General features: G+C 40.9%; 20 protein-coding genes. All 20 read left to right on the top strand.

Going from position 1 to position 22081, the window contains the following annotated elements:
• The first annotated feature begins 153 nt into the window (after positions 1 to 153).
• The 20 genes from ACKTSG_RS10745 to ACKTSG_RS10650 all read left to right on the top strand — a co-directional run bounded on the left by ACKTSG_RS10745 (position 154) and on the right by ACKTSG_RS10650 (position 21424).
• Positions 154 to 372: a hypothetical protein gene (locus ACKTSG_RS10745; protein ID WP_407894644.1), complete on the top strand. Its 219-nt coding sequence runs from the start codon at positions 154 to 156 to the stop codon at positions 370 to 372.
• 470 nt (positions 373 to 842) lie between these two features.
• Positions 843 to 2090 (top strand): beta 1-4 rhamnosyltransferase Cps2T, encoded by a 1248-nt coding sequence (gene cps2T, locus ACKTSG_RS10740; protein WP_407894643.1) that lies wholly within the window; start codon positions 843 to 845, stop codon positions 2088 to 2090.
• Positions 2091 to 2147: 57 nt separating this feature from the next.
• On the top strand, positions 2148 to 2567 hold the full coding sequence (tagD, locus tag ACKTSG_RS10735; protein WP_407894641.1) for a glycerol-3-phosphate cytidylyltransferase: 420 nt from the start codon (positions 2148 to 2150) through the stop codon (positions 2565 to 2567).
• Between the two features lie 90 nt (positions 2568 to 2657).
• A complete protein-coding gene (locus tag ACKTSG_RS10730) occupies positions 2658 to 3743 on the top strand; it encodes a glycosyltransferase family 4 protein (RefSeq protein WP_407894639.1) in 1086 nt (361 codons plus the stop codon).
• 9 nt (positions 3744 to 3752) lie between these two features.
• The gene (locus ACKTSG_RS10725) at positions 3753 to 4994 is read left to right on the top strand and encodes a hypothetical protein (protein WP_407894637.1); all 1242 of its coding nucleotides are present in this window, start codon (positions 3753 to 3755) and stop codon (positions 4992 to 4994) included.
• A 24-nt stretch (positions 4995 to 5018) separates the two neighbouring features.
• A complete protein-coding gene (locus tag ACKTSG_RS10720; RefSeq protein ID WP_407894636.1) occupies positions 5019 to 6176 on the top strand; it encodes a CDP-glycerol glycerophosphotransferase family protein in 1158 nt (385 codons plus the stop codon).
• 18 nt (positions 6177 to 6194) lie between these two features.
• Complete coding sequence (locus ACKTSG_RS10715) at positions 6195 to 7646, top strand: lipopolysaccharide biosynthesis protein (protein WP_407894634.1); 1452 nt, start codon at positions 6195 to 6197, stop codon at positions 7644 to 7646.
• A 17-nt stretch (positions 7647 to 7663) separates the two neighbouring features.
• Positions 7664 to 8527: a DUF4422 domain-containing protein gene (locus tag ACKTSG_RS10710; protein WP_407894632.1), complete on the top strand. Its 864-nt coding sequence runs from the start codon at positions 7664 to 7666 to the stop codon at positions 8525 to 8527.
• Between the two features lie 14 nt (positions 8528 to 8541).
• Positions 8542 to 9432, top strand: a complete 891-nt coding sequence (locus ACKTSG_RS10705) for a glycosyltransferase (RefSeq protein WP_407894630.1) — start codon at positions 8542 to 8544, stop codon at positions 9430 to 9432.
• Between the two features lie 27 nt (positions 9433 to 9459).
• Positions 9460 to 10275 (top strand): LicD family protein, encoded by an 816-nt coding sequence (locus ACKTSG_RS10700; RefSeq protein WP_407894629.1) that lies wholly within the window; start codon positions 9460 to 9462, stop codon positions 10273 to 10275.
• Positions 10276 to 10308: 33 nt separating this feature from the next.
• Positions 10309 to 11457, top strand: coding sequence for a non-hydrolyzing UDP-N-acetylglucosamine 2-epimerase (gene wecB / locus ACKTSG_RS10695; RefSeq protein WP_407894627.1), 1149 nt, complete (start codon positions 10309 to 10311; stop codon positions 11455 to 11457).
• A gap of 149 nt (positions 11458 to 11606) precedes the next feature.
• Positions 11607 to 12482: a glucose-1-phosphate thymidylyltransferase RfbA gene (gene rfbA / locus ACKTSG_RS10690; RefSeq protein WP_407894625.1), complete on the top strand. Its 876-nt coding sequence runs from the start codon at positions 11607 to 11609 to the stop codon at positions 12480 to 12482.
• Positions 12483 to 12484: 2 nt separating this feature from the next.
• Positions 12485 to 13057, top strand: coding sequence for a dTDP-4-dehydrorhamnose 3,5-epimerase (gene rfbC, locus ACKTSG_RS10685; protein WP_407894623.1), 573 nt, complete (start codon positions 12485 to 12487; stop codon positions 13055 to 13057).
• A 1-nt stretch (position 13058) separates the two neighbouring features.
• Positions 13059 to 14084: a dTDP-glucose 4,6-dehydratase gene (gene rfbB / locus ACKTSG_RS10680; protein ID WP_407894621.1), complete on the top strand. Its 1026-nt coding sequence runs from the start codon at positions 13059 to 13061 to the stop codon at positions 14082 to 14084.
• Between the two features lie 75 nt (positions 14085 to 14159).
• Complete coding sequence (gene rfbD, locus ACKTSG_RS10675) at positions 14160 to 15005, top strand: dTDP-4-dehydrorhamnose reductase (RefSeq protein WP_407894619.1); 846 nt, start codon at positions 14160 to 14162, stop codon at positions 15003 to 15005.
• Positions 15006 to 15046: 41 nt separating this feature from the next.
• On the top strand, positions 15047 to 16162 hold the full coding sequence (glf, locus tag ACKTSG_RS10670) for a UDP-galactopyranose mutase (RefSeq protein ID WP_407894617.1): 1116 nt from the start codon (positions 15047 to 15049) through the stop codon (positions 16160 to 16162).
• Between the two features lie 280 nt (positions 16163 to 16442).
• Positions 16443 to 18212, top strand: coding sequence for a phosphotransferase (locus tag ACKTSG_RS10665; RefSeq protein ID WP_407894615.1), 1770 nt, complete (start codon positions 16443 to 16445; stop codon positions 18210 to 18212).
• A 1-nt stretch (position 18213) separates the two neighbouring features.
• Entirely contained in the window at positions 18214 to 18945 is a 732-nt protein-coding gene (locus ACKTSG_RS10660) for an NTP transferase domain-containing protein (RefSeq protein ID WP_407894613.1), read from the top strand.
• The gene (locus tag ACKTSG_RS10655; RefSeq protein ID WP_407894611.1) at positions 18938 to 20440 is read left to right on the top strand and encodes a BCCT family transporter; all 1503 of its coding nucleotides are present in this window, start codon (positions 18938 to 18940) and stop codon (positions 20438 to 20440) included. The genes ACKTSG_RS10660 and ACKTSG_RS10655 overlap by 8 nt, the downstream gene beginning before the upstream one ends.
• Positions 20441 to 20716: 276 nt before the next feature.
• A complete protein-coding gene (locus ACKTSG_RS10650; protein ID WP_407894609.1) occupies positions 20717 to 21424 on the top strand; it encodes a sugar transferase in 708 nt (235 codons plus the stop codon).
• Positions 21425 to 22081: the final 657 nt, after the last annotated feature.

The raw sequence follows: 22081 nt of genomic DNA, 5'->3' as shown, positions 1-22081 counted from the left end.
GCTGGCGCCATACTTGCCATGGAACATTAGTCTGGACTAGCAATAGAAAATCGGGCCAAGACACATCATAGAGATGTGCCTTGACCCGATTTTGGCGTTATGAACGTGTGGTTATCTCCTGCTTACGATGCAATTGCGACTAGAAAAATGCAGATGCATTATCGATTTCTGACGCAAGCAACGCCGGAAGAGCATGCCACGGCAAATCAGCCGATTCGCAAGTTACCACAATATGATCAAGAAGTGTTGCATTTATTGCGAGATGGTTTAACACAAGCAGAGATCGTGAAAGCGATGGGGATGCGCTATCGTGGGGTGGGGATTTACGTGGGTGAATTGAAGAAAATATATGTGATGGTTAAAGGTGACTAAAGATAGAGAGCTTCAAGGACGTTTGCCCTCGCAGCTTTTTGCATAGATGACAGTTTTTGGAGGAATATTGTAGACTAGTGACACGTTCTAGCAGATTAAAAAGTGGGTAGTAAAACAATCAGTTGCCACCCAATGGTTCTTGTGCAAGAATGTTAAGGTGTTTTGGAAGATGCTTTGTATGAATAATTTGATTATTTCATTAATCAGGAATTTTCAAAAAATACCGTAATTTTGCAAAGGTGCTCTAGATTATTCTATTACAGAATTATTTCATCGATGAGAAAGCGATTTTATGAAGTTGAGGTTGCAATCGAATGAGTTATACTAAAAACTAAGTCGTTTCTAAAATCAATCGGTTTTTTAATCTTTGTCTTTGTACACAACAAAAAGGGATATTCAGGTGAGCAATCACATTCAACATCGGCGTTATTAGGAAATGAGCAATTATTACGCTAAGGGAGTCATAACAAATGAGCAACCAGATTAGAGTAAACGGTTTGTCAGTCGCCGAATTACCAGTGCACAAGACAAATCCTGATTATCATACCAAGAAACAGCAGGTTTTTATCGTCGGGAGTAAAGGAATTCCGGCTGCATATGGTGGCTTCGAAACATTTGTAGAAATGTTAACTCGATTGCAGACCAATGGTTCTATTCGATATCATGTTGCGCGATTGGGCAAGGACACGAAACGATATGAGCATAACGGGGCGAAGTGCTTTGACATTAATGTACCTGAAATCGGACCTGCAAAGGCAATCTATTATGACGTTGCTGCCTTGAGACATTGCATTAGGTATTGCCAAGCGCGGCCAGAAATTTCACATCCCATTTTTTATGTTCTTGCTTGCCGCATCGGGCCCTTTATTGGATACTTCGCCAAAGAAATTCATGCTCTTGGTGGCAAACTTTACGTCAATCCAGATGGGCACGAGTGGAAACGAGCAAAATGGAGCGCGCCAGTGCGTCGTTATTGGAAATATTCAGAACGTCTGATGGTTAAACATGCTGACTTGCTGGTTTGTGATAGTAAAAATATTGAGGCGTACATAAGGACCGACTACCGCCAATATAGGCCGAAGACAACGTTCATTGCTTATGGTGCAGACACTAAAAAATCAATACTTACCGATGAAAACTCAAAATTACTGGACTGGTATGCTAAACACCGGCTAAGTCCAAAAAATTATTATTTAGTGGTAGGTCGATTTGTTCCAGAAAATAATTTTGAAACTATGATTAAGGAGTTCATGAAGTCAAGGTCAACCAAAGATTTTGCAATTATTACAACCTCTGATGAAGAATTTCTGAACAAGCTTGAGAAAAAGCTGCATTTCAAGAGTGATCCCCGCATTAAATTCGTCGGTACTGTGTATGATACAGAATTGTTGAAGAAGATTCGCGAACAGGCATATGGTTATTTTCATGGACATGAAGTTGGCGGAACTAATCCAAGTCTTCTAGAAGCCCTTGGAAGTACAGATTTAAATTTACTGTTGAACGTTGGGTTTAATCGAGAAGTTGCTGAAGATGCGGCTTATTATTGGAACAAAGACTCTGGAAGCTTGTCACAGTTAGTTAATCATGCAGACGAGCTAGGGGCCGATCAAATTCATCAACTTGGTGAAAAGGCAAAGATGCGAATTAATCAAGCATACAGTTGGGAAAAAATAGCTAAAGAATATGAAGATTTGTTTGACGCAAATGTTCATCAATAGTGATGGTAATGGTCATTTGCAATTGTAATCTTTAATTGAATCCGGAGGTATCATCTGATGAAACGAGTAATTACATATGGAACATTTGATCTATTGCATTATGGACATATAAATCTATTACGACGTGCAAAGGCGAAAGGAGACTATCTGATTGTTGCGCTATCTACAGATGAGTTTAATTGGAAAAAGAAACAAAAAAAAACGTATTTCAGTTATGATCAGAGAAAGCAATTGCTTGAAGCTATTAGATATGTTGACTTAGTTATTCCGGAGGAGAATTGGGATCAAAAACGAAGTGACATGCATCGATATGCGATTGATACCTTTGTCATGGGAGACGATTGGAAAGGAAAATTTGATTTCTTGACCGAGGAAGGCGTTGAGGTTTGCTACGTTTCTAGAACGAAGGAGATCAGTACCACCAAGATTAAAAATGACTTGAACATGAATCATGAACATGAACACAGCAGCCATTGAGTTGAGATACGGTAGGATAAGATGAGAGTAATTTTATTGCGTTCCAATGGGGTGAATCCAGATCCTCGAGTTGAAAAAGAGGTCAATTCCATGATCAATATAAATGGAATAGAACCCAAAGTCCTGGCATGGGATCGAGCCAGTACACATTCAATAACACAAAGTTTTTTGAACTTGAAAAATGGAGATGTACCGATAGTAAGGATAGGTATCAAAGCTGGTTGGGGAGTTGGCATGAAGAACAATGCTAAAGCATTTATTCGTTATGTTGTACTTTCATCAAAATGGCTGATTATGAATCGTAAGAGCTATGATTGCATTCATGCGTGTGATCTGCATACTATATTGCCTGCATTAATTCCGTGGGTTATTTTCAGAAAAAAACTGGTTTATGACGTGTTTGATTACTTCGCAGACACAGCCCACGGTAGCGCAACTGTACGCAAGCTTGGCAGAGTATTTGAGACATGGGTAATTAATCATGCTGATGCCGTTATCATATGTAGTGAACAACGGCGTCAACAGATTTCACCGGCAAACCCCCAACGCTTATTCGTGATTGAAAACTCGCCAGCGCAATCTCAGTTTTCTGAAATAGACCATGAAAATTTTCCTTCAGATAGTCATCCTAGAAAAACAAGGATGGTATACGTAGGAAATCTTGTTGAAGACAGGTGTATCTCGTTAATGCTAGACACGGTGGAACTGATCCCTAACTTGGAGTTGCACATTGGTGGAATCGGTGCTCTATCAACGATGGTTGCCGAACGTGCAAGAAATTCCAAGAATATTTTTTGGTACGGAAAGATGAGCTATCAAGATGTTCTTCGCTTGGAAGCGAGCTGTGATTTAATGATAGCGCTCTATGATCCTGCGATTCCGAACCATAGATATGCTGCACCCAATAAGTTTTACGAGGCACTCGCTCTTGGAAAACCTATAATTATGTTCAGAAATACAGGTGTCGACAAAATTATTGCTGATCACGATCTTGGTGCCGTCGTAGAGAAAAGTCAGTCCAGTCTCCTGAACGGAATTAATGAACTCATCATGAATCGGGATGCATGGAATGCCATGGGAAGACGAGGGCGGACACTCTATAAAAATGCGTTCAGCTGGGAAATTATGGAGGAACGTTTAACTGCATTGTACGAACAGATCGCCATCAAAGAATAGGTGAAATGCGTGGAACAAAATAAGAAGAGCACTATAGTTGCTTATATTTATACCGTGTTTGTTGCTGCTTCAATGAGTCGTCTTTTTGGACTGGGTTCATTGATTGCTCCACATGTATACTTCAACGACTTACAGTACATGATTCTACTATTCGTCAGCATCGTGTTCATCATCATTCAGATTTTATTCGTCGATAAATTGCGCATCAGAAAAATGGAACAGTATCGCTCGTTGTGGTATTTTTTTATGATTCTCATTGCTGTTGAAATGTTTAGTTCTGTTCTTCAGTATGGGAGCTCCGGAAGAATGATTTTGAAGGATGCAATGTATTATTATACCCCAATGCTTTCATACTATTGTTTTTATTCAATGTCATTTAAGACAGAAATTGTTGAAGTTATCAAGAAAGTGATTGTGATTTCGGCACTACTTGTAACTATCGTCTCTATAATTGAATATGTGTTTTTACTCCGCGGGAACGATATTTTGCAACTCGGCACGAGCATATCTGTGCGGTATGGTAGTCCAAGATATAATCTTGCTTCAATTCTTTATATCCTCGGATTTTTGATTTCATTTGGACAATCACTCGAAGAAAACCGTGAATTTCGAATATTTAATAAGTATGGTTTCATTTCGATAATTATACTATTTAACCTCATCTTTGTGGCAAAAGGAAGAAGCCTTGTTGTATATTTATTGATAGCAAGTTGTATTGCATTAATAGTTTCAAGAAAAATCAGTCGTGGTTTCAAGAGCCTATTGATAGTTATGGTGGTTTTACTTGTGGCAGGGCTTGCGATATTTAAATTGCCTACTGTGATTGCTACACTTACGAACACGGATGCGGGTGTTGCAATCCGTATTGATGAGGTAAAATATTATTTCAATCAGATCACGATGCACCCACTGCTTGGTATGGGATTTGTTCCATCTACTTCCAATTTAACTAGCGGACCATATGGAATGTACTATCAGAGTGATGTTGGATTATTAGGAGTTGTAAATAAGTTTGGTCTCCTGATGCTAGTATGGATTATTTGCTGGTTTGTAAGGTCGGTTATGTTACTTGCCCGTGGGAACTATTATATGAGGACTGGAATTATTAGCATTATGCTGCTGACATATCTTTTTATTAGTAACGTGAGCCTTTCTTTTCTCGATTACAACAAGACAATGATAATCCCAATTGCCATGATATTGTTTGAAAATCAAATACGTTATCGTGGCCAGAAGGACGCAGCAAAGTGAGATTGGTTTCTTGGAGGAAATGATTTGAGAATCTTAAAGTTTTTAGGCATGTTTTTATCGGTTCTTATTCCGAGAAGTAAAAATCGGTACGTGTTCGGAGCTTGGTTTGGAACAAAGTTTTCAGATAATCCAAAGTATCAGTACCTGTATGTGATAAAGAATCGTCCGGATATTAAGCCCGTATGGATTACTAAGAGCTCTGAGGTATATCAAACCTTAGTGGATCAAGGTCTACCAGTTGAATATGCCTCATCATTTTTGGGAATTGTTGCACAGTTACGAGCTAAATATGTGTTTATTTGCACGAGCGTCCGAGACGTTAACGAGTTCTGCATGGGCAACGCGGTGTTTATAAATCAATGGCATGGCATTCCATTGAAGAAAATCATGTACGATGATTCCAAGGCCGCGGGGCAAAGATTAAATAAACAATGGAAGCTCTCACTGGAATTAAAAAAATATCCACTTCGCAAAATTTTTTACTTGGCAACAAGTGAAACATTTGCAAAGATTTATCAAAGTGCCTTCCGTGTTGACGAAAAACACATTAGGCTTTGCGGACAATCCCGCAATGATGTTTTCTTTGAAAAAGCTGTTGATCCTAGCCACGTAGCGTTGCCAGACCATAACAAAACGATATTGTACATGCCTACTCATCGTGAATCTGGAAAAGTTAAGATTGACGTAAGCAAGATCTTAGACTTACCAAAGTTGCAACAATTGATGGAGTATACGAATTCGATATTTATTATAAAAAAACATTACTATCATAATGCAGAACCGGATGTCACTGGCGAATTTGACAGAATAGTCGACTTTACTGGTACAGACGTTGATAGCCAAGGGCTTGAAAAAAATGCTGATATCTTGATTACTGATTATTCGAGTTGTTACATTGATTTTCTTTTGTTAAACAGACCTATAGTTTTTTTCGATTATGATCTGGATAATTATCTGTCTCAGGATAGAGATTTATATTTCGACTATTCGGATGTAACTCCTGGCTTTAAGACAGATAACTTCTTAGCACTTCACGATTATCTCAAACAGCTTTTAACGAAAAGCACTGATGAATTTGAGAAAATGCGGAAGGATGTCCGAGGCGTTTTTTATTCGGATTTGTGCATTAAAAATTCTTGTGAGCACCTACAAATGCTCGTGGAAGAAGGAAGTTTTGATTGATCAGAAAGGAGACCTCGCGTGAAAGATGGAGTTATCAATAAATACATTCATAAATACCAGGCACTCTCTGCCCCGCTGAAGGCATCTGTTTGGTTTGCCGTTTGTAATATACTTCAAAAAGGTATATCGATGATTACCGTGCCAGTTTTTACACGAATATTAACGACTGCACAGTTCGGTGTATTTTCAGTGTATCAATCTTGGTCTTCAATTGTAGCAATATTTGCTACACTCAACTTATTCTATGGTGTGTTTAACAATGGGATGGTTAAGTTTAGAGATAACAGGGACGGGTTCACTTCGTCACTTCAAGTCTTAACAACAGTCGTGACGACTGTTGTGTTTATCATATATTTAATTTTCCACAATTTTTGGAATTCAGTATTTGGACTCTCCACATTATTTGTGATGGTAATGTTCGTTGAGTTGTATTTTACCCCAGCATATTCCTTCTGGGCGGCACGACAACGTTTTGAGTACAAGTATAAGTTGTTGGTAATTGTTACATTACTGCAATCCGTTCTGACACCGCTAATCGGAATTATTGCAGTCCTTAGCACTACTTATAAGGCTGAAGCGCGAGTCATCTCATACGTGCTAGTGGAAGTTTGCATTGGTTTCATCTTTTACCTGTACAACCTCAGAAAAGGAAAGCAAGGATTTGTAAGAAAATATTGGAAGTTTGCATTAGCGTTTAATATTCCGTTAATTCCTCACTATCTATCACAAACTGTATTGCAACAATCCGACCGCATTATGATTAGCGCTTTGGTTGGGAAGGATAAGGCCGCCATCTATAGCGTTGCTTACAATATCTCTTCATTGATGGCACTTGTAACGAATGCAATCAATAATTCGTTTATTCCATATACATATGATCAAATTTCAAAGAGAAAATTTTCTCAACTTCGAAGCACCACAAACGCTCTGACTTCTTTGGTGGCAATTCTTTCTGTTCTGGTTATGCTTTTTGGTCCTGAGGTGGTCAAGATTTTTGCCCCGCCTGCATATTACGAAGCTATTTATATTATTCCACCCGTTTCAGCATCGATATTTTTTATTTTTCTTTATCCCATATTTGCGAATGTCGAGTTCTTCTTTGAGGAAAACAAATTTGTGATGGTGGCATCGGTTCTTGGTGCTGTTTTGAATATCTTGTTAAACTTAGTTTTCATACCGAAATTTGGATACCTTGCAGCTGGGTACACAACATTAGTATGCTACATGGTTTTTAGTGGAGCTCACTACGGATTCATGAAAATTGTTATTCGCAACAAAATGCCAGAAGCACAGCCATACAATGTTAATTTTATTTTCGCGCTGTCAATAATGGAAGTGCTCTTCGTTTTTATTTCATTGCTTCTCTACAGAAATATCGTTGTAAGATATGCTGTGTTGGTGCTGATTGTCATTGGAATACTTGTAAATCGGCGTAGATTAATGAAGTTGTTTGAGAGTCTAAAAAAATAGGTGTGGGGTTGATAAAAATGAACGAAGAATTGAAAGTAATTGTAGTTACGCATAAAGATTTTGATGATACGAAGTTACCTAAATGCTATCAAGTTGTTCAGGTTGGGTCCGATGATCATTTGCAAACCTTGCATCCTAATTGGCAACGTGATAATACTGGAATCAATATTTCTTCTGAGAATGCCTATTATTGTGAATTAACTGCGCAATATTGGGAATGGAAAAATTCCACGATTAAGTCTAAGTATGTTGGGTTAGTCCATTATCGTCGATATTTCTTTGATTATCATGATAAATCCACTTCTTATGATCAAGACATTATAACGGATCGACAAATCGAAGAAATATTGCAGAAAAAGGACGCTATATTATCCTTTCCAACGGCAAAATACGCTGGTTATGGGACATTGTATAACAATAAGTCAAAAGAAGAACAGGACATCAACTGGGTGACTATAGAGAAAATTATCCATGACGTCTATCCTGAATATGTTGACTCATTTAATCGTGTACTATACGGAAAACTCGCGACATGGGGTAACATGTTGATTACAAAGAGACACTTGTTTGAACAGTATTCAGCATGGCTCTTTGATGTACTCGATCGATATGATGTGCAAATGGAAGCTGAGGGACATAAGAGAATTCCACGTGTTGACGGTTTCTTATCCGAATATTTGTTACTTGTCTGGTTTCATAAAAATCTGCCAAGCAATAAAATTAAGTATTTAGAGGTTCGCAATACAGAAACTGATACATTTAATGACTATTCACAGTCGTTTTCTGGCAAAGTAGTCCATCATATCCGATCACATTACTCATTGCTGTTTCTTGCCCGGTGGGCTCGGATTTGTGTGCTGATGTTGAAACGTAGGAGTTAAGTTGGAGGAAGAGCATGATGGTTAATCTACCAGGAAGGTGTCAAGAAAGGTGTTGTTGCGTTGTCTTGAACTATAATGACTACGAGACGACGGCTACCTTTGTCAAGAATATGGAAGATTCCGGCGTGCTGGATTGTGTATTGATTGTTGACAATTGCTCTACGGATGATTCGTTAGCTCAACTAAAAAAGATTTGCAGTTCCGACGTTTATCTGGTGTCTACGCCAAAAAATGGTGGATATGGAGCTGGTAATAATTTCGGGATACGATACGCTTATAATGAACTGAAATGTGATCTAGTGCTGTTGTCAAATCCTGATATTACGATCACTGAAGATACCATATCTAAGATGAAACAGGCTATCCTAGAAGACTCCTCCGCCGCTGTTGTTTCTGCCACTCAGTTAAATAAAGATGGTGCTAAAATTGCTGATACTTCGTGGAATATTCCCAGCCCTATTGAGTATGCATTTTCCGACACCTTGATTTCTAGATTGTGTTGGCATGGCGTCTCTCAGGATAACGCTGATTTTTGTGACAAACTTGAAGTTGAATGCGTTCCCGGTGCGCTAATTATGCTTAGGTGTTGTATGTTCCTGTCTGTTGGAGGATATGATGAACGAATGTTCTTATACGGGGAGGAGACAACCTTGGGAATTAAGCTGAAGTCTAAGGGATACACCACACTCCTCCTCACCAACGAAACGTATATTCATCAACAGTCAACAAGCATCAATAAGAGTATTCAAAGTACGTTGCGTAAGCTTAAAATACTGCAACAAAGTCGATTAATCGTTCTAACTTCGTATATGGCTGCAAGTCATCCAGTGGTACTATGCGCGCAAGTGGTCTTTGCATATCAACGTATGAGAGCAAGGTTCAAGCGAATGTTGACTAAGGTTTAGAATTTTGTCAGTTTTGGAGGAGCTATTTTGAGTGGAGTACCAATAACAGATATTGAAGAATTTCAGCACATAACTCTGAATATACTGTCTGACTTTAACAAGTTGTGTGAAGAATTTCAGTTACAGTATTATTTAGCTTATGGCACCTTGATTGGAGCACTTAGGCATAAGGGGTTCATTCCATGGGATGATGATATTGATATCATCATGCCAAGGGAAGAATACAATCGTTTCGTAACGATTTGTAAATCTCGTGGAGAGCATCGGTATTCTTTACTTTCCACTGAAACTTGCAAGAACTATAAATCACCATATCCAAAGTATATTGACAATAATACTGAGTTGATTCAACAATACGGATTTAGAGATGATATTCCGATGGGCATATATATTGATATTTTTATTTTGGATGGTTGTTCTTCGGATTTGTCAGAAGCACATAAAGTCGGAAAGACAGCGGCTAAATTATTTCACAAATGGGTAAATGCGAGTCAAAGCTTGACTTCATCAAATTCAGGTAAGTTGATTAGCACTCTAAAGTGGCTTAAAAATACTCCTTATAGAATGAAAGGAAGTAAACGGTATCTTCACGAGTTGCAAGACTTGAGCGCGAAATACCCTTTGAACTCCTCACGGTATTGTTCGGTTTTAATCGGAGGATACGATACTGTGTGGCCAGTTGAATATTTTCAATCAGGTAGACTAACGAGTTTTGAAGAACTGAACTGCCCGATCCCACTGATGGCTGAAAAGATCCTCAGTGATGATTACGGAAACTATCTCGAATTACCTCCACTGGAAAAAAGAAAGCCACACCATCATTTCGAGGCTCACTGGAAGTAGTGCAAATTTGAGTATGCTCACTGGAGAAAAATAATGACAAAGAAAATAAAAGTTATGACTGTTTTTGGCACTCGCCCAGAAGCTATAAAGATGGCACCGCTTGTCTTGCTTCTGAAGCAGCGTAGTGCAGAGTTTGAAACGGTAACCGTTGTCACTGCACAACACCGGCAGATGTTGGATCAAGTGCTGAACATCTTTGAAATTGTGCCAGATTATGATTTAAATATTATGAAGCACAGGCAAAGTTTAGATCAGATTACCAGTAATGTAATTTTAAAGCTCGGCCAGATAATTGACGATGAGACGCCCGACATTGTGCTCGTGCATGGTGATACGACAACCACGCTAGCAGCGAGCATAGCGGCGTTTTATCATAAGACTCGAATCGGTCATGTGGAAGCGGGGCTTCGTACGTGGAACAAGTATAGTCCTTTCCCTGAAGAAATGAACCGACAGATGACAGATGTACTCGCAGATCTTTACTTTGCACCTACGTCTCAGTCCAAACGAAATCTGCTACAAGAATCACATAAAGTAAGCGCTGTGTTTGTAACTGGTAACACTGCTATTGATGCCTTAAAACAGACCGTTAGCGAAAACTATCATCATGCCGTTTTGGATGATGTTGATTCCACAAAAAAGATGATCTTAGTGACCATGCATCGTCGTGAAAATCAAGGTGAACCGATGGCACGTGTCTTCAAAGTAATGAGAGAAGTAGTCGATTCTCATGATGACGTCGAAATTGTCTATCCTGTTCATCTAAGCCCAGTAGTCCAGTCGCTTGCTCAACGATATCTTGGAAATGATTCTCGAATTCATCTCATCGAGCCATTGGACGTTGTGGATTTTCATAATTTAGCGGCACGCAGCTACTTTATCATGACTGACTCTGGCGGTGTTCAAGAAGAAGCGCCATCAATGGGAAAGCCCGTACTTGTTTTACGAGATACCACCGAAAGGCCTGAAGGTGTTCAGGCCGGAACATTGAAACTTGTCGGCACTGATCCGTCGGAAGTCAAGAAAGCAATGGTTCAATTATTGGAGGACCGAGCAGAGTATCAACGAATGGCAGATGCTAAGAATCCCTATGGGGATGGGCACGCCTCTTACCGTATTTTGCAGGCCTTAGCGTTCTATTTTGGAACCTCAGTACATGAACCTGATGAATTCCAAGGATGATCGTAGAGTTCATAACAACAAAGCTCGAGCCTTGACAAGGCCCCTTAGGACTGTCTAACCCATGTTAGGAGGAGACGGTTCAACATGTCGATGACTTTAAAGTCGTGCCTGAGACATACGCGGTAGCATGAATGGAGGATTTGTTCAAAATGAAAGGTATTATCCTAGCGGGTGGGTCCGGCACACGTTTGTATCCGATCACTCGGGCGATCTCAAAGCAATTGATCCCGATTTACGACAAACCAATGATCTATTACCCAATGTCAACTTTGATGTTGGCAGGGATCAAAGACATTATGTTGATCTCAACGCCAAAAGATTTGCCACGCTTTGAAGAACTTTTTGGTGACGGGCATGACTTGGGCTTGAACTTAGAATATAAAGTCCAAGAACACCCCAATGGCTTGGCTGAGGCGTTTATCTTAGCTGCAGACTTCATCGGGGATGATTCCGTGTGCTTGATCTTAGGCGACAACGTCTTTTATGGCGGTGGGTTGTCTAAGATGCTGCAACGCGCTGCTTCTAAGCCAGTTGGCGCCACAGTCTTTGGTTATCATGTCAACGATCCGGAACGCTTTGGGGTCGTCGATTTCGATGAGAACATGCACGCCAAGTCCATCATTGAAAAGCCTGAACATCCAGCCTCTAACTATGCGGTCACTGGTTTGTACTTCTATGACAACGACGTGGTTGAAATCGCCAAGCACATCAAGCCATCTGCGCGTGGTGAGCTGGAAATCACTGATATCAACCAAGAATACTTACGTCGCGGACAACTGGATGTTGAATTAATGGGTCGCGGTTTTGCTTGGCTTGATACCGGCACACATGAGTCCTTACAAACAGCGTCGGCGTTCATTGCGTCGATCCAACACCGGCAGAACTTACAGATCTCTTGTTTAGAAGAGATCGCCTACCGGATGGGTTATATCGACATCAAGCAAGTTGAGAAACTCGCTCAGCCGTTGAAGAAGACGGAATATGGGCAATACTTATTACAGTTAGTTAAGCAGGAGGCCAAATAGTCATGGCATTAAAGATCATTCCAACCAAGTTACAAGACGTGAAGTTAGTCGAAACCGATGTGTTCGGCGATAATCGTGGGTTCTTCACTGAAACCTACACGCGTGAGAAGTTCATCGAAGCTGGCATCACCAACGACTTCAACCAAGATAATCAATCTTTGTCCGCTGAAGCGGGTGTCTTGCGCGGCATGCATTATCAATACGGTAAAGATGCCCAAACCAAGCTGGTTCGCGTAGTCACTGGTGTTGTTGAAGACGTCTTAGTCGATATCCGTAAAGGTTCTCCAACATATGGCCAATGGGAAGGGTACATTTTATCCGAATTCAATCATCGCCAATTGTTGGTCCCAAAGGGCTTCGCACATGGCTTCATTACCTTGACTAACAACGTGAACTTCTGCTACAAGGTGGAAGGCTATTATGCCCCAGATGCAGATCGTGGCATCGCGTTTGATGATCCTGATATCGGCATCGACTGGCCAATGAGCACAGATCACTTGATCATGTCTGAAAAAGACAAGCACCACCCACAACTCAAAGACGCTGACAACAACTTTGTCTACGGGGAGATCTAATATGAAAATTATGGTAACTGGCGGGGCCGGCTTCATCGGTTCCAACTTCGTCCATTATGTTTATAACAATCATCCAGATGTGCAGATCGTGGTATTGGATAAGCTGACTTATGCTGGCAACCGCGCTAACCTTGAAAGCATCTTAGGCGATCGCGTACAACTAGTCGTCGGGGATATCTGCGATGCGCCATTAGTCGACAAGTTGATGGCTGACGTGGATGCTTGCGTGCACTATGCCGCAGAATCGCACAACGATAACGCCTTACTTGATCCAAGTCCATTCCTGCATTCAAACGTTATCGGTACCTATACGTTGCTTGAAGCGGCGCGTAAATACGACGTCCGCTTCCATCATGTGTCCACTGATGAAGTTTATGGCGATCTGCCATTGCGCGAAGACTTGCCGGGTCATGGCGAAGGCGTCGGCGAGAAGTTCACCACTGAATCTCGCTACAACCCATCTTCTCCATATTCTTCAACCAAAGCCGCTTCTGACATGTTAGTGCATGGTTGGACCCGGTCATTTGGTGTTCGAGCAACGATCTCCAACTGCTCAAACAACTACGGCCCATACCAACATATCGAAAAGTTCATTCCTCGCCAGATCACGAACATTTTAGCTGGTATCAAGCCAAAGCTTTATGGCACCGGTAAGAATGTTCGTGACTGGATCCACACCGAAGACCATTCTCGTGCCGTTTGGACCATTTTGACCAAAGGTAAGATCGGCGAAACTTACTTGATCGGCGCTGACGGCGAACAAGACAACAAGACGGTTTTGGAAATGATCTTAAAAGACATGGGCAAAGATCCTTCTGACTATGAACAAGTCAAAGATCGTCCCGGCCATGACTTGCGCTATGCGATTGATTCCACCAAGTTGCGCACTGAGCTGGGCTGGGAACCTAAATTCACCGACTTTGAGTCCGGTTTGAAGCATACCATCCAGTGGTATACCGAACACGAAGACTGGTGGCAAGCTGAAAAGGCTGAAGTTGAAGCCAAATACGCTAAGAGCGGCCAATAATCGTTTCGATCATTGTCGCAACAATCAAAAGCGAAGCGCTTGGCTTCGCTTTTTCTTCCAAGGAGAACAATTCACATGAAAATTTTGATCACTGGTGCCAACGGTCAGCTCGGCACTGAATTACGTCATTTGCTCGACAGTCGCGGTCTCGAGTATCGTGCCACTGATGCCATGGAACTGGATATCACCGACGCCGATGCCGTTAACGCCTACGTTAAAGACTTCCAACCTGATGTGATCTATCACTGCGCCGCTTACACTGCCGTTGATAAAGCCGAAGACGAAGGCAAAGCCATCAACCAGAAAGTCAACGTTGACGGCACTAAGAACTTGGCGATCGCAGCTGGTGAAAATAACGCGACGATCGTGTATATTTCCACTGACTATGTCTTTGATGGTGATTCTGACGAATTGTACACCGTTGACCACAAACCAGCCCCACGCAACGAATATGGCCGCACCAAGTATGAAGGCGAACTCGCTGTTCAAAAGTACGCCAAGAAATACTACATCATCCGCACTAGCTGGGTCTTTGGTCAATACGGTCACAACTTCGTGTACACCATGTTAGATCTGGCCAAGACGCATGACACGTTAACGGTGGTCAATGATCAATACGGCCGTCCAAGCTGGACTAAGACGTTGGCTGAATTCATGACGTTTGCCATTGATCAAAAGCTGGAATACGGCATTTATCACTTGTCTGAAGACAACTCATGTAACTGGTATGAATTTGCCACTGAGATCTTGAAGGACACCAATACCAAGGTCTTACCAGTTACGTCTGCCGAATATCCACAAAAGGCATGGCGCCCACGGCATTCGATCTTGGATCTGTCCAAGACCAAAGCTACAGGGTTCAAGTTGCCAACGTGGCAAGATGCTTTGCATGAATTTATGGCAGTAATTGTAAAGAATTAACAGCCGACTGTTGCTTTTTCTAATAGAATGGTAGGAATATAATGAAAATATTAATTGTTGGTGCCGGCCTCTTTGGATCAGTATGCGCCCATGAGCTTTCAAAACAGGGGAATGAAATAACCGTAATTGACAAGAGAAATCACATTGCAGGAAATATATATACTAAAGAAGTTGAGGGCATTCAGGTTCATCAATATGGTGCTCATATCTTTCATACAGTGAATGAGAGTGTTTGGAACTATATTCAAGAATTTGCAAAGTTCAATCGATTTACAAATGAAGTGATTGCAAATTACAAGGGTGAGTTATATAACTTGCCGTTTAATATGAATACTTTCAATAAGATGTGGGGCGTAATTACACCGGCTGAAGCCGAAGCCAAGATTAATGATCAAAGATCAATATTGAATGGTAAAGCGCCTGAGAATCTTGAAGAGCAGGCTATTTCACTTGTGGGAACGGATATATATAATAAATTAATTAAGGATTATACAGCTAAGCAGTGGGGACGTGATCCTAAGGAGTTACCAGCGTTTATTATTAAACGGCTCCCTGTCCGGCTGACATTTGACAATAATTATTTCAACGATCCATATCAAGGAATTCCCATCGGTGGTTATACTCAGATTGTTGAGAAGATGTTGAATCATTCGAATATTGATGTAAAACTTGAGACAGACTTTTTTGAACGTCAAGACAGCTATCTCAAAGACTTTGATAAGGTCGTATTTACTGGGATGATTGATCAATTCTTTGACTATAAATTTGGCGAGCTTGAGTATCGTTCTCTTCGTTTTGATACACAAACAATTGATTCGGAAAATTACCAAGGTAATGCGGTCATCAATTATACTGATTCTGATACTAAATTTACACGGATTATCGAACACAAGTTTTTCGAGTTTGGCGTCGGCAATAAAGGAAAGACAGTGGTCACTCATGAATATCCACAGGATTGGAAACGTGGAGTTGAACCATATTATCCGATAAACAATCGGGAAAACAATCATCTATTTACAAAGTATCGAGATTATGCGTCCAAGAACTATCCTGATGTCATCTTTGGAGGCCGTCTAGGCATGTATCGATATTACAATATGGATCAAGTTATAGCAGCAGCGTTAGTTTCGGTAAAAAAGGACTTTGGGAAGGATTAACAAGGGTTTGCAGAAACGCTGATGTATTTATTGCATCGTGAAGGAAGGTTCTAGCACTACCCCACTGTGTGTGATCAGTGGTTGCGCAGTAAATAATACCTCAGGAGTGTCAAAGTCGGTTACGAAAAGATGTTTTGTTAATATAAGATGTATAACATCCAGAACTGAAATCTTAATAATTAAAGGATATTTTTGTTTCATAACAACTAAGTAATTTGAATTCTTCCAATAGGTAGAAGTGTGCTATAATATGTTCATTAAATAAACGGATGTGAAATTAATGAACATATTTGAAAAGCAGGCTTCTTTTTATTTACTTCAATCTGACCTGACGCAAAGAGAGCTTTCCCAAAAGATGGTGTGTTCCTTAGGTACAGTAAACAAAACGTTGAAGTCGTTGGTTAATCATGACTGGCTCTATTCAGATCGAACGCCAACACAGAAATTACTCAAACTTATGAGTTGCAACAACCCCAAGAGAGCAATCATTTTGGCCGCTGGGTTTGGTGTGCGTAGCGTACCTCTTAACATCACGACGCCTAAACCTCTTATTGAGGTCAATGGTGAGCGATTAATTGAACGCTTAATCGGTCAGTTGCATCAAGCCGATGTGACGGACATTACGATTGTTGTCGGCTTTATGAAGGAGCGTTTTGAATACCTTATTGATCAGTATGGTGTGAGTCTTGTCTTTAATGAAGAGTATAAGCGATTCAACAATATCTGTTCTCTGGGGCTTGCTTCCGATCAACTTGAGAATGCGTATATTGTACCTGGTGATGTTTGGTTGAAAGAAAATCCATTCTCCAAGGCGGACTTTTATTCATGGTATCTAGTGAGTCGAAAAGCAGATCCATATTCTCCGGTTCGAATTGGACGACAAGGTGAGTTTCACATACGCAATGGGAAAGAAGACCCTGGAATCAAGATGATTGGCGTTGCGTATGTTGCATCGGATGTTTCGAGTCGAATTGCTGTTGAGCTCAAGCAAGCAATGACTGATCCAACCAGACAGCAAATGTTCTGGGAAAATGTGTTACTGGGTAACGATGCACTTATTGAGTCTTTTGTTCCACGTATTCTTCCAGAGAATGAAGTTGTTGATATTAATACTTATGAAGATTTGAGAACAATTGATGGGCTCTCATCCCAGCTAAACTCTTCAGTCATTGCATTGATTAGTCGTGTACTCAAAGTCAGTAAGAATGAGATAGGTAATATTATGCCATTGAAAAAGGGAATGACCAATCGTTCGTTCTCGTTCTTAGCTAGGGACCGTAAGTATATTATGCGGGTTCCGGGTGAAGGAACAAGTAAGTTAATCAATCGAAAAAACGAAGCGAGAGTGTATCATTTGATTCGAGACTTTTCATTTGTTGAGAAGGTCACGTATATTAATCCCGATAATGGTTATAAAATATCGGAGTACTTGGATGGTGCAAGAAATAGTAATCCGGAAGATAAGGCGGAAGTGCGGCAGTGTCTTGAGATACTCCGAACACTTCATCACCAAAAAGTCCGTTCGGGGTCACGCTTTGAACTGTTTAAACAGATAGAATTCTATGAATCATTTTGGGGCATGCAGCCCTCGGTTTTTGAAGATTATACAGAAACCAAACGCAGAGTCTACCAATTACGCAAGTTTGTCTTGAACCACAAGAATCAAGACGTCTTGTGTCATATTGACGCCAACTTTGATAATTTTGTCTTTGCTGGACGTAAAGGCAATCGTAGCTTGAAGCTAATTGACTGGGAATATGCTGGTGAACAAGATCCTTTAGTTGATATTGCGATGTTTGCCATATATGCTGATTATTCTCAAGCACAGGTTGATTGGTTGCTAAGTGAGTATCTCGAAGGCAAAGTTACAAGTAGAGATCGTGCTTTGCTGTACTCATATATTTCAATTTGTGGCTTGTTATGGAGCAATTGGTGTCAATACAAGCAGAATCTAGGCGTTGAGTTTGGCGAGTATTTCATGCATCAATATCGGTTTGCCAAGGAATACTCTAAATCTGCTTTACGCCAAATTGCCTTGATGGAGGACTAGAATGAATTTCGCTAAACGAGCTATAGTGATGGCTGCTGGAAAAGGAACACGTATGCGTCCACTGACATATGAAACGCCAAAACCTCTGATTGAGGTGAATGGAAAGCCGATGATTGAAACTATCATTGACGCTTTACACGACAATCATATTGATGAGATTTATGTCGTTGTTGGGTACTTAAAAGAAAAATTTGCGTACTTAGAACACAAGTATCCGAAGCTGACGCTTGTGGAGAATCCATATTTTGACCGGTATAATAATATTTCATCAATGTATGTTGTACGGGAACACCTGGCTAACACAATTATTGTTGATGGCGATCAAATCATCAGTCATCCGCGAATATTCAGTCCAGCATTTCAATCTTCAGGTTACGCGGCCATTTGGACCGAGAATGCTGTTAATGAGTGGATGCTACAGCTTGATGGTAAGCGAATAACTGGCTGCGTGCGAAACAAAACACTAACTGGTTGGCGTTTGTATAGCATCTCACGTTGGAACGAACAAGATGCTTTAACTTTACGCAAGTATATTGAGTATGAGTTTGAAGAACGTCAGAATCATCAAATCTATTGGGACGATGTTCCCATATTTCTGCATTCCGATCAATTCAAGTTAGATATGATACGCATAAAGGCTGATGACGTACAAGAAATTGATAGTATCGCTCAGCTTGCAAGTGTTGATCCCAAATATAGCGAGTTTCTGCCGGAGGATCCTTTAGATGAATGAAAGACGCAAGATTGACTGGTTTATCACGCTTGTTCCATTTGCATGTGTTGTGCTTCTAGCGGTGTTTTTTTTATTGAATCCAAGCTTGACACAAGTTATTCTTGGAAACCTACGTTTTATTGTTGGTGACCGACTCGGCGTTCTTTTCTTGATGTTAGGATTAGGCTGTTTCTTAACCACGATGTATATTGCCTTCTCGAAAGTTGGAACAATTCGACTTGGAAAGGGAGAAAAACCGCAGTATAGCAACTTTACGTGGGGGTCCATGATTTTCACTTCAACAATGGCTGCTGACATTTTGTTCTATTCGTTGATTGAATGGTCCTTATATGGTGGCGAAAAGTTAGTCCAGAAGCAGGGACTGCTTTCATGGGGATTGACGTACTCATTATTCCACTGGGGGCCAATCGCATGGAGCTTCTATCTCGTTTTGGCTGTTGCTTTTGGATATATGTTGCACATTAGAGGCGTAACTAAGCAACGCTTTTCGGAAGCTTGTCGTGGGTTGTTAGGCGATCGAGTAGACGGGCCACTCGGAACGTTAATTAATTTTGTGGCTATTTTTGCCTTGATTTGTGGTACTGCAACAACATTTTCTCTGACGACTCCGTTGATTGGTGATATCATTTCACACTTGTCAGGTGTGCCAAGCTCCGCTGTACTGAGTGTGTTGGTCTTATTTGGAATAGCATTACTTTATACAACAAATGTGTTGTTCGGTTTAAAAGGAGTCACACGTGCAGCGAAATATTGCACATATCTCTTTATTGCACTTCTATTGTATTTTCTGATTGGCGGCGGTCAGATACGATTCACGCTTGAAAATGGTTTTTCATCTTTAGGAATGTTGGGACAACACTTTATTCAATTGGCAACGACTACAGATCCAATGCGATTGAACCATTTCCCACAGAAATGGACGATTTATTATTGGGCATACTGGATGGTTTGGGCAGTAGCGACACCATTTTTCATTGCTAAGATCAGTAAGGGTCGCACCCTTAAGAATTTAATCCTCGGTGGGTATGGCTGGGGGCTTGCTGGCACCTTCTCGTCATTCATCATCATGGGGAGTTATGGCATGTATCTGCAACTAACTCACCGGCTGGACATTATTGGATTTATTGCCAACGGGGGGGCATATTCAGAAGCAATCCTGAAAATCTTTCACACATTACCGATGAGCCAAATCGGATTGGTATTGTTGGCTATTACGATGGTTGCTTTCTATATTGCAGTATTCGATTCTATTACGATGGTAGTTTCTTCGTATTCTTACCGTGAAATTGAAGTTGATCAGGAACCTGATAAGAAAATTCGAGTGATATGGGCAATTATTTTCATTGTTTTGCCGGTGGCCTTGATTTTCAACGGGGAAGGGCTTGCAAACCTTCAGACCATATCAATAATTGCTGCTTTGCCCATGGGCGTGATCATTGTGATGGTTGTATGGTCATTCTTCAAAGATGTTGGACGATATGAGCAATTTAACTAGATCTGAGAGATTATCTATTATTGCGACTTGCGAACATATACGTACATGAATTTCGTAATTCGATTTATTCTCGAACTTAGTTTCAATGTATGGATTTCGAATGGTCAAACCTCTGGAATTGCCGACTTGATTGCCAAAATTACCAGTCAAGCTAAGGAACTCTTTTGTTATTGTGTTGAGGACATAAATTGTTAACAAATTGCTATGCCTTCTGGTCCCGTAAACGATATAATTGTTTTATCAATAATATCAATGAGTCGAATTGGGAGTGGAAGAATGTCAGAGCGACGTAGCCAGCACTTAATTAATCGGGTTCGCTTGGTGACCGCACAAGTAGATAACCAGATCTGCTTACATAAGGATATAGTTGCTTCAAAGATCGGCTATCGCGTCGCCAAACGGTTTTGCGATATTATTTTTGGCGCGGCAGGATTAGTGGTGATTTCGCCAGTTTTCTTGATTGTCGCAATTGCAATCAAAGTTGAAGATCCATCCGGACCAGTGTTCTTCTCACAGATACGGGTGGGAACGGATGGCAAGTTTTTTCGGATGTACAAGTTTCGGTCGATGGCAACGGACGCTGAAGCGAAGCTGGACGCATTGATTGCGAAGAACGAAGTCGACGGCGCCATGTTCAAGATGAAGGAAGACCCACGGGTGACGCGCGTGGGGAAGCTGATTCGCAAGATCTCTGTCGACGAATTGCCGCAACTTTGGAATGTGTTGAACGGTTCGATGAGTTTGGTTGGGCCTCGGCCATGCTTACCTCGTGAGTATTCGCAATATACTGACTATGACAAGCAACGGTTGTTGGTCAAACCTGGTTGTACTGGCTTGTGGCAAGTCAGTGGGCGTAATCATGTTGGGTTTGTGGATATGGTGAAGTTGGATATCTATTACATACAGCATCGTAGTTTGTGGATGGATTTTAAGATCATGGTGCGTACTGTTGGGGTGATGATTTTTCCTAACGCAGCGTACTAATCGAATAAGGCGGCGTGCTTCATTCGAAATGGAGCACGCCGTTGTTTGTTGTATGAAGTAAGCGCTTGATTAGTTGAATAAGTGATATAATCTATTAAAGATTACAATTCTAAAATTCGTAATTCAGTATACAGATAGTACAACCGTTACAAAACTTTTGACGCATTCATTCATGGTGATTCAGCGTTTTGTATATGATAGAGAGATTTGATGCTGTCAGGCTGGATATGGCACTGGGTCGTTCTTGAATCAGTGCCACAAATTCTTGGCTTTAGTATCGCGGCGAATAGAGGACTGTTGGTCGCCGAGAACGTCCAACGACACTGGATGAATTTCTGCCGTTGATGAATTGTTTGTACATAGCTTCGTTAGGGGTATTGGGGGATAACAATGAAACAAAGTTCAATGATATTAAAGGACTGTGAAAAACTAGTAGATGAATCCTACGCAGCGGCTGTTCGTGACTTGCTTGATAAGTATGGGAATGTAACCGATGATTTTTTCCATAAGAAGTCGTACGAAAACTTCTTCGCAAATTGCAAGAACAAGTTAGCCACCCCATGGCACGACACCGTGAGATGAACTGTTATCTTTGATGAGTTGAGTTAGCTGGCTACGACTACCTTGGCAGCTCGTCGCTGAGCTCGAGCGCGCTCA

This window comes from Lacticaseibacillus salsurae (assembly GCF_045862175.1).
In the GTDB taxonomy this organism is placed as follows: Bacteria; Bacillota; Bacilli; order Lactobacillales; family Lactobacillaceae; genus Lacticaseibacillus; species Lacticaseibacillus salsurae.
This window is presented reverse-complemented; position numbering and strand designations above follow the sequence as displayed.

Excerpts from the sequence above, each read along its gene's own strand:
- ACKTSG_RS10655 (WP_407894611.1), top strand. The coding sequence starts at position 18,938 with ATGAATGAAAGACGCAAGATTGACTGGTTTATCACGCTTGTTCCATTT.
- ACKTSG_RS10665 (WP_407894615.1), top strand. The coding sequence starts at position 16,443 with ATGAACATATTTGAAAAGCAGGCTTCTTTTTATTTACTTCAATCTGAC.
- rfbD (WP_407894619.1), top strand. The coding sequence starts at position 14,160 with ATGAAAATTTTGATCACTGGTGCCAACGGTCAGCTCGGCACTGAATTA.
- cps2T (WP_407894643.1), top strand. The coding sequence starts at position 843 with ATGAGCAACCAGATTAGAGTAAACGGTTTGTCAGTCGCCGAATTACCA.
- ACKTSG_RS10745 (WP_407894644.1), top strand. The coding sequence starts at position 154 with ATGCATTATCGATTTCTGACGCAAGCAACGCCGGAAGAGCATGCCACG.
- tagD (WP_407894641.1), top strand. The coding sequence starts at position 2,148 with ATGAAACGAGTAATTACATATGGAACATTTGATCTATTGCATTATGGA.
- rfbA (WP_407894625.1), top strand. The coding sequence starts at position 11,607 with ATGAAAGGTATTATCCTAGCGGGTGGGTCCGGCACACGTTTGTATCCG.
- ACKTSG_RS10660 (WP_407894613.1), top strand. The coding sequence starts at position 18,214 with ATGAATTTCGCTAAACGAGCTATAGTGATGGCTGCTGGAAAAGGAACA.
- ACKTSG_RS10650 (WP_407894609.1), top strand. The coding sequence starts at position 20,717 with ATGTCAGAGCGACGTAGCCAGCACTTAATTAATCGGGTTCGCTTGGTG.
- ACKTSG_RS10705 (WP_407894630.1), top strand. The coding sequence starts at position 8,542 with ATGATGGTTAATCTACCAGGAAGGTGTCAAGAAAGGTGTTGTTGCGTT.
- glf (WP_407894617.1), top strand. The coding sequence starts at position 15,047 with ATGAAAATATTAATTGTTGGTGCCGGCCTCTTTGGATCAGTATGCGCC.
- rfbB (WP_407894621.1), top strand. The coding sequence starts at position 13,059 with ATGAAAATTATGGTAACTGGCGGGGCCGGCTTCATCGGTTCCAACTTC.
- rfbC (WP_407894623.1), top strand. The coding sequence starts at position 12,485 with ATGGCATTAAAGATCATTCCAACCAAGTTACAAGACGTGAAGTTAGTC.
- wecB (WP_407894627.1), top strand. The coding sequence starts at position 10,309 with ATGACAAAGAAAATAAAAGTTATGACTGTTTTTGGCACTCGCCCAGAA.
- ACKTSG_RS10730 (WP_407894639.1), top strand. The coding sequence starts at position 2,658 with ATGATCAATATAAATGGAATAGAACCCAAAGTCCTGGCATGGGATCGA.
- ACKTSG_RS10710 (WP_407894632.1), top strand. The coding sequence starts at position 7,664 with ATGAACGAAGAATTGAAAGTAATTGTAGTTACGCATAAAGATTTTGAT.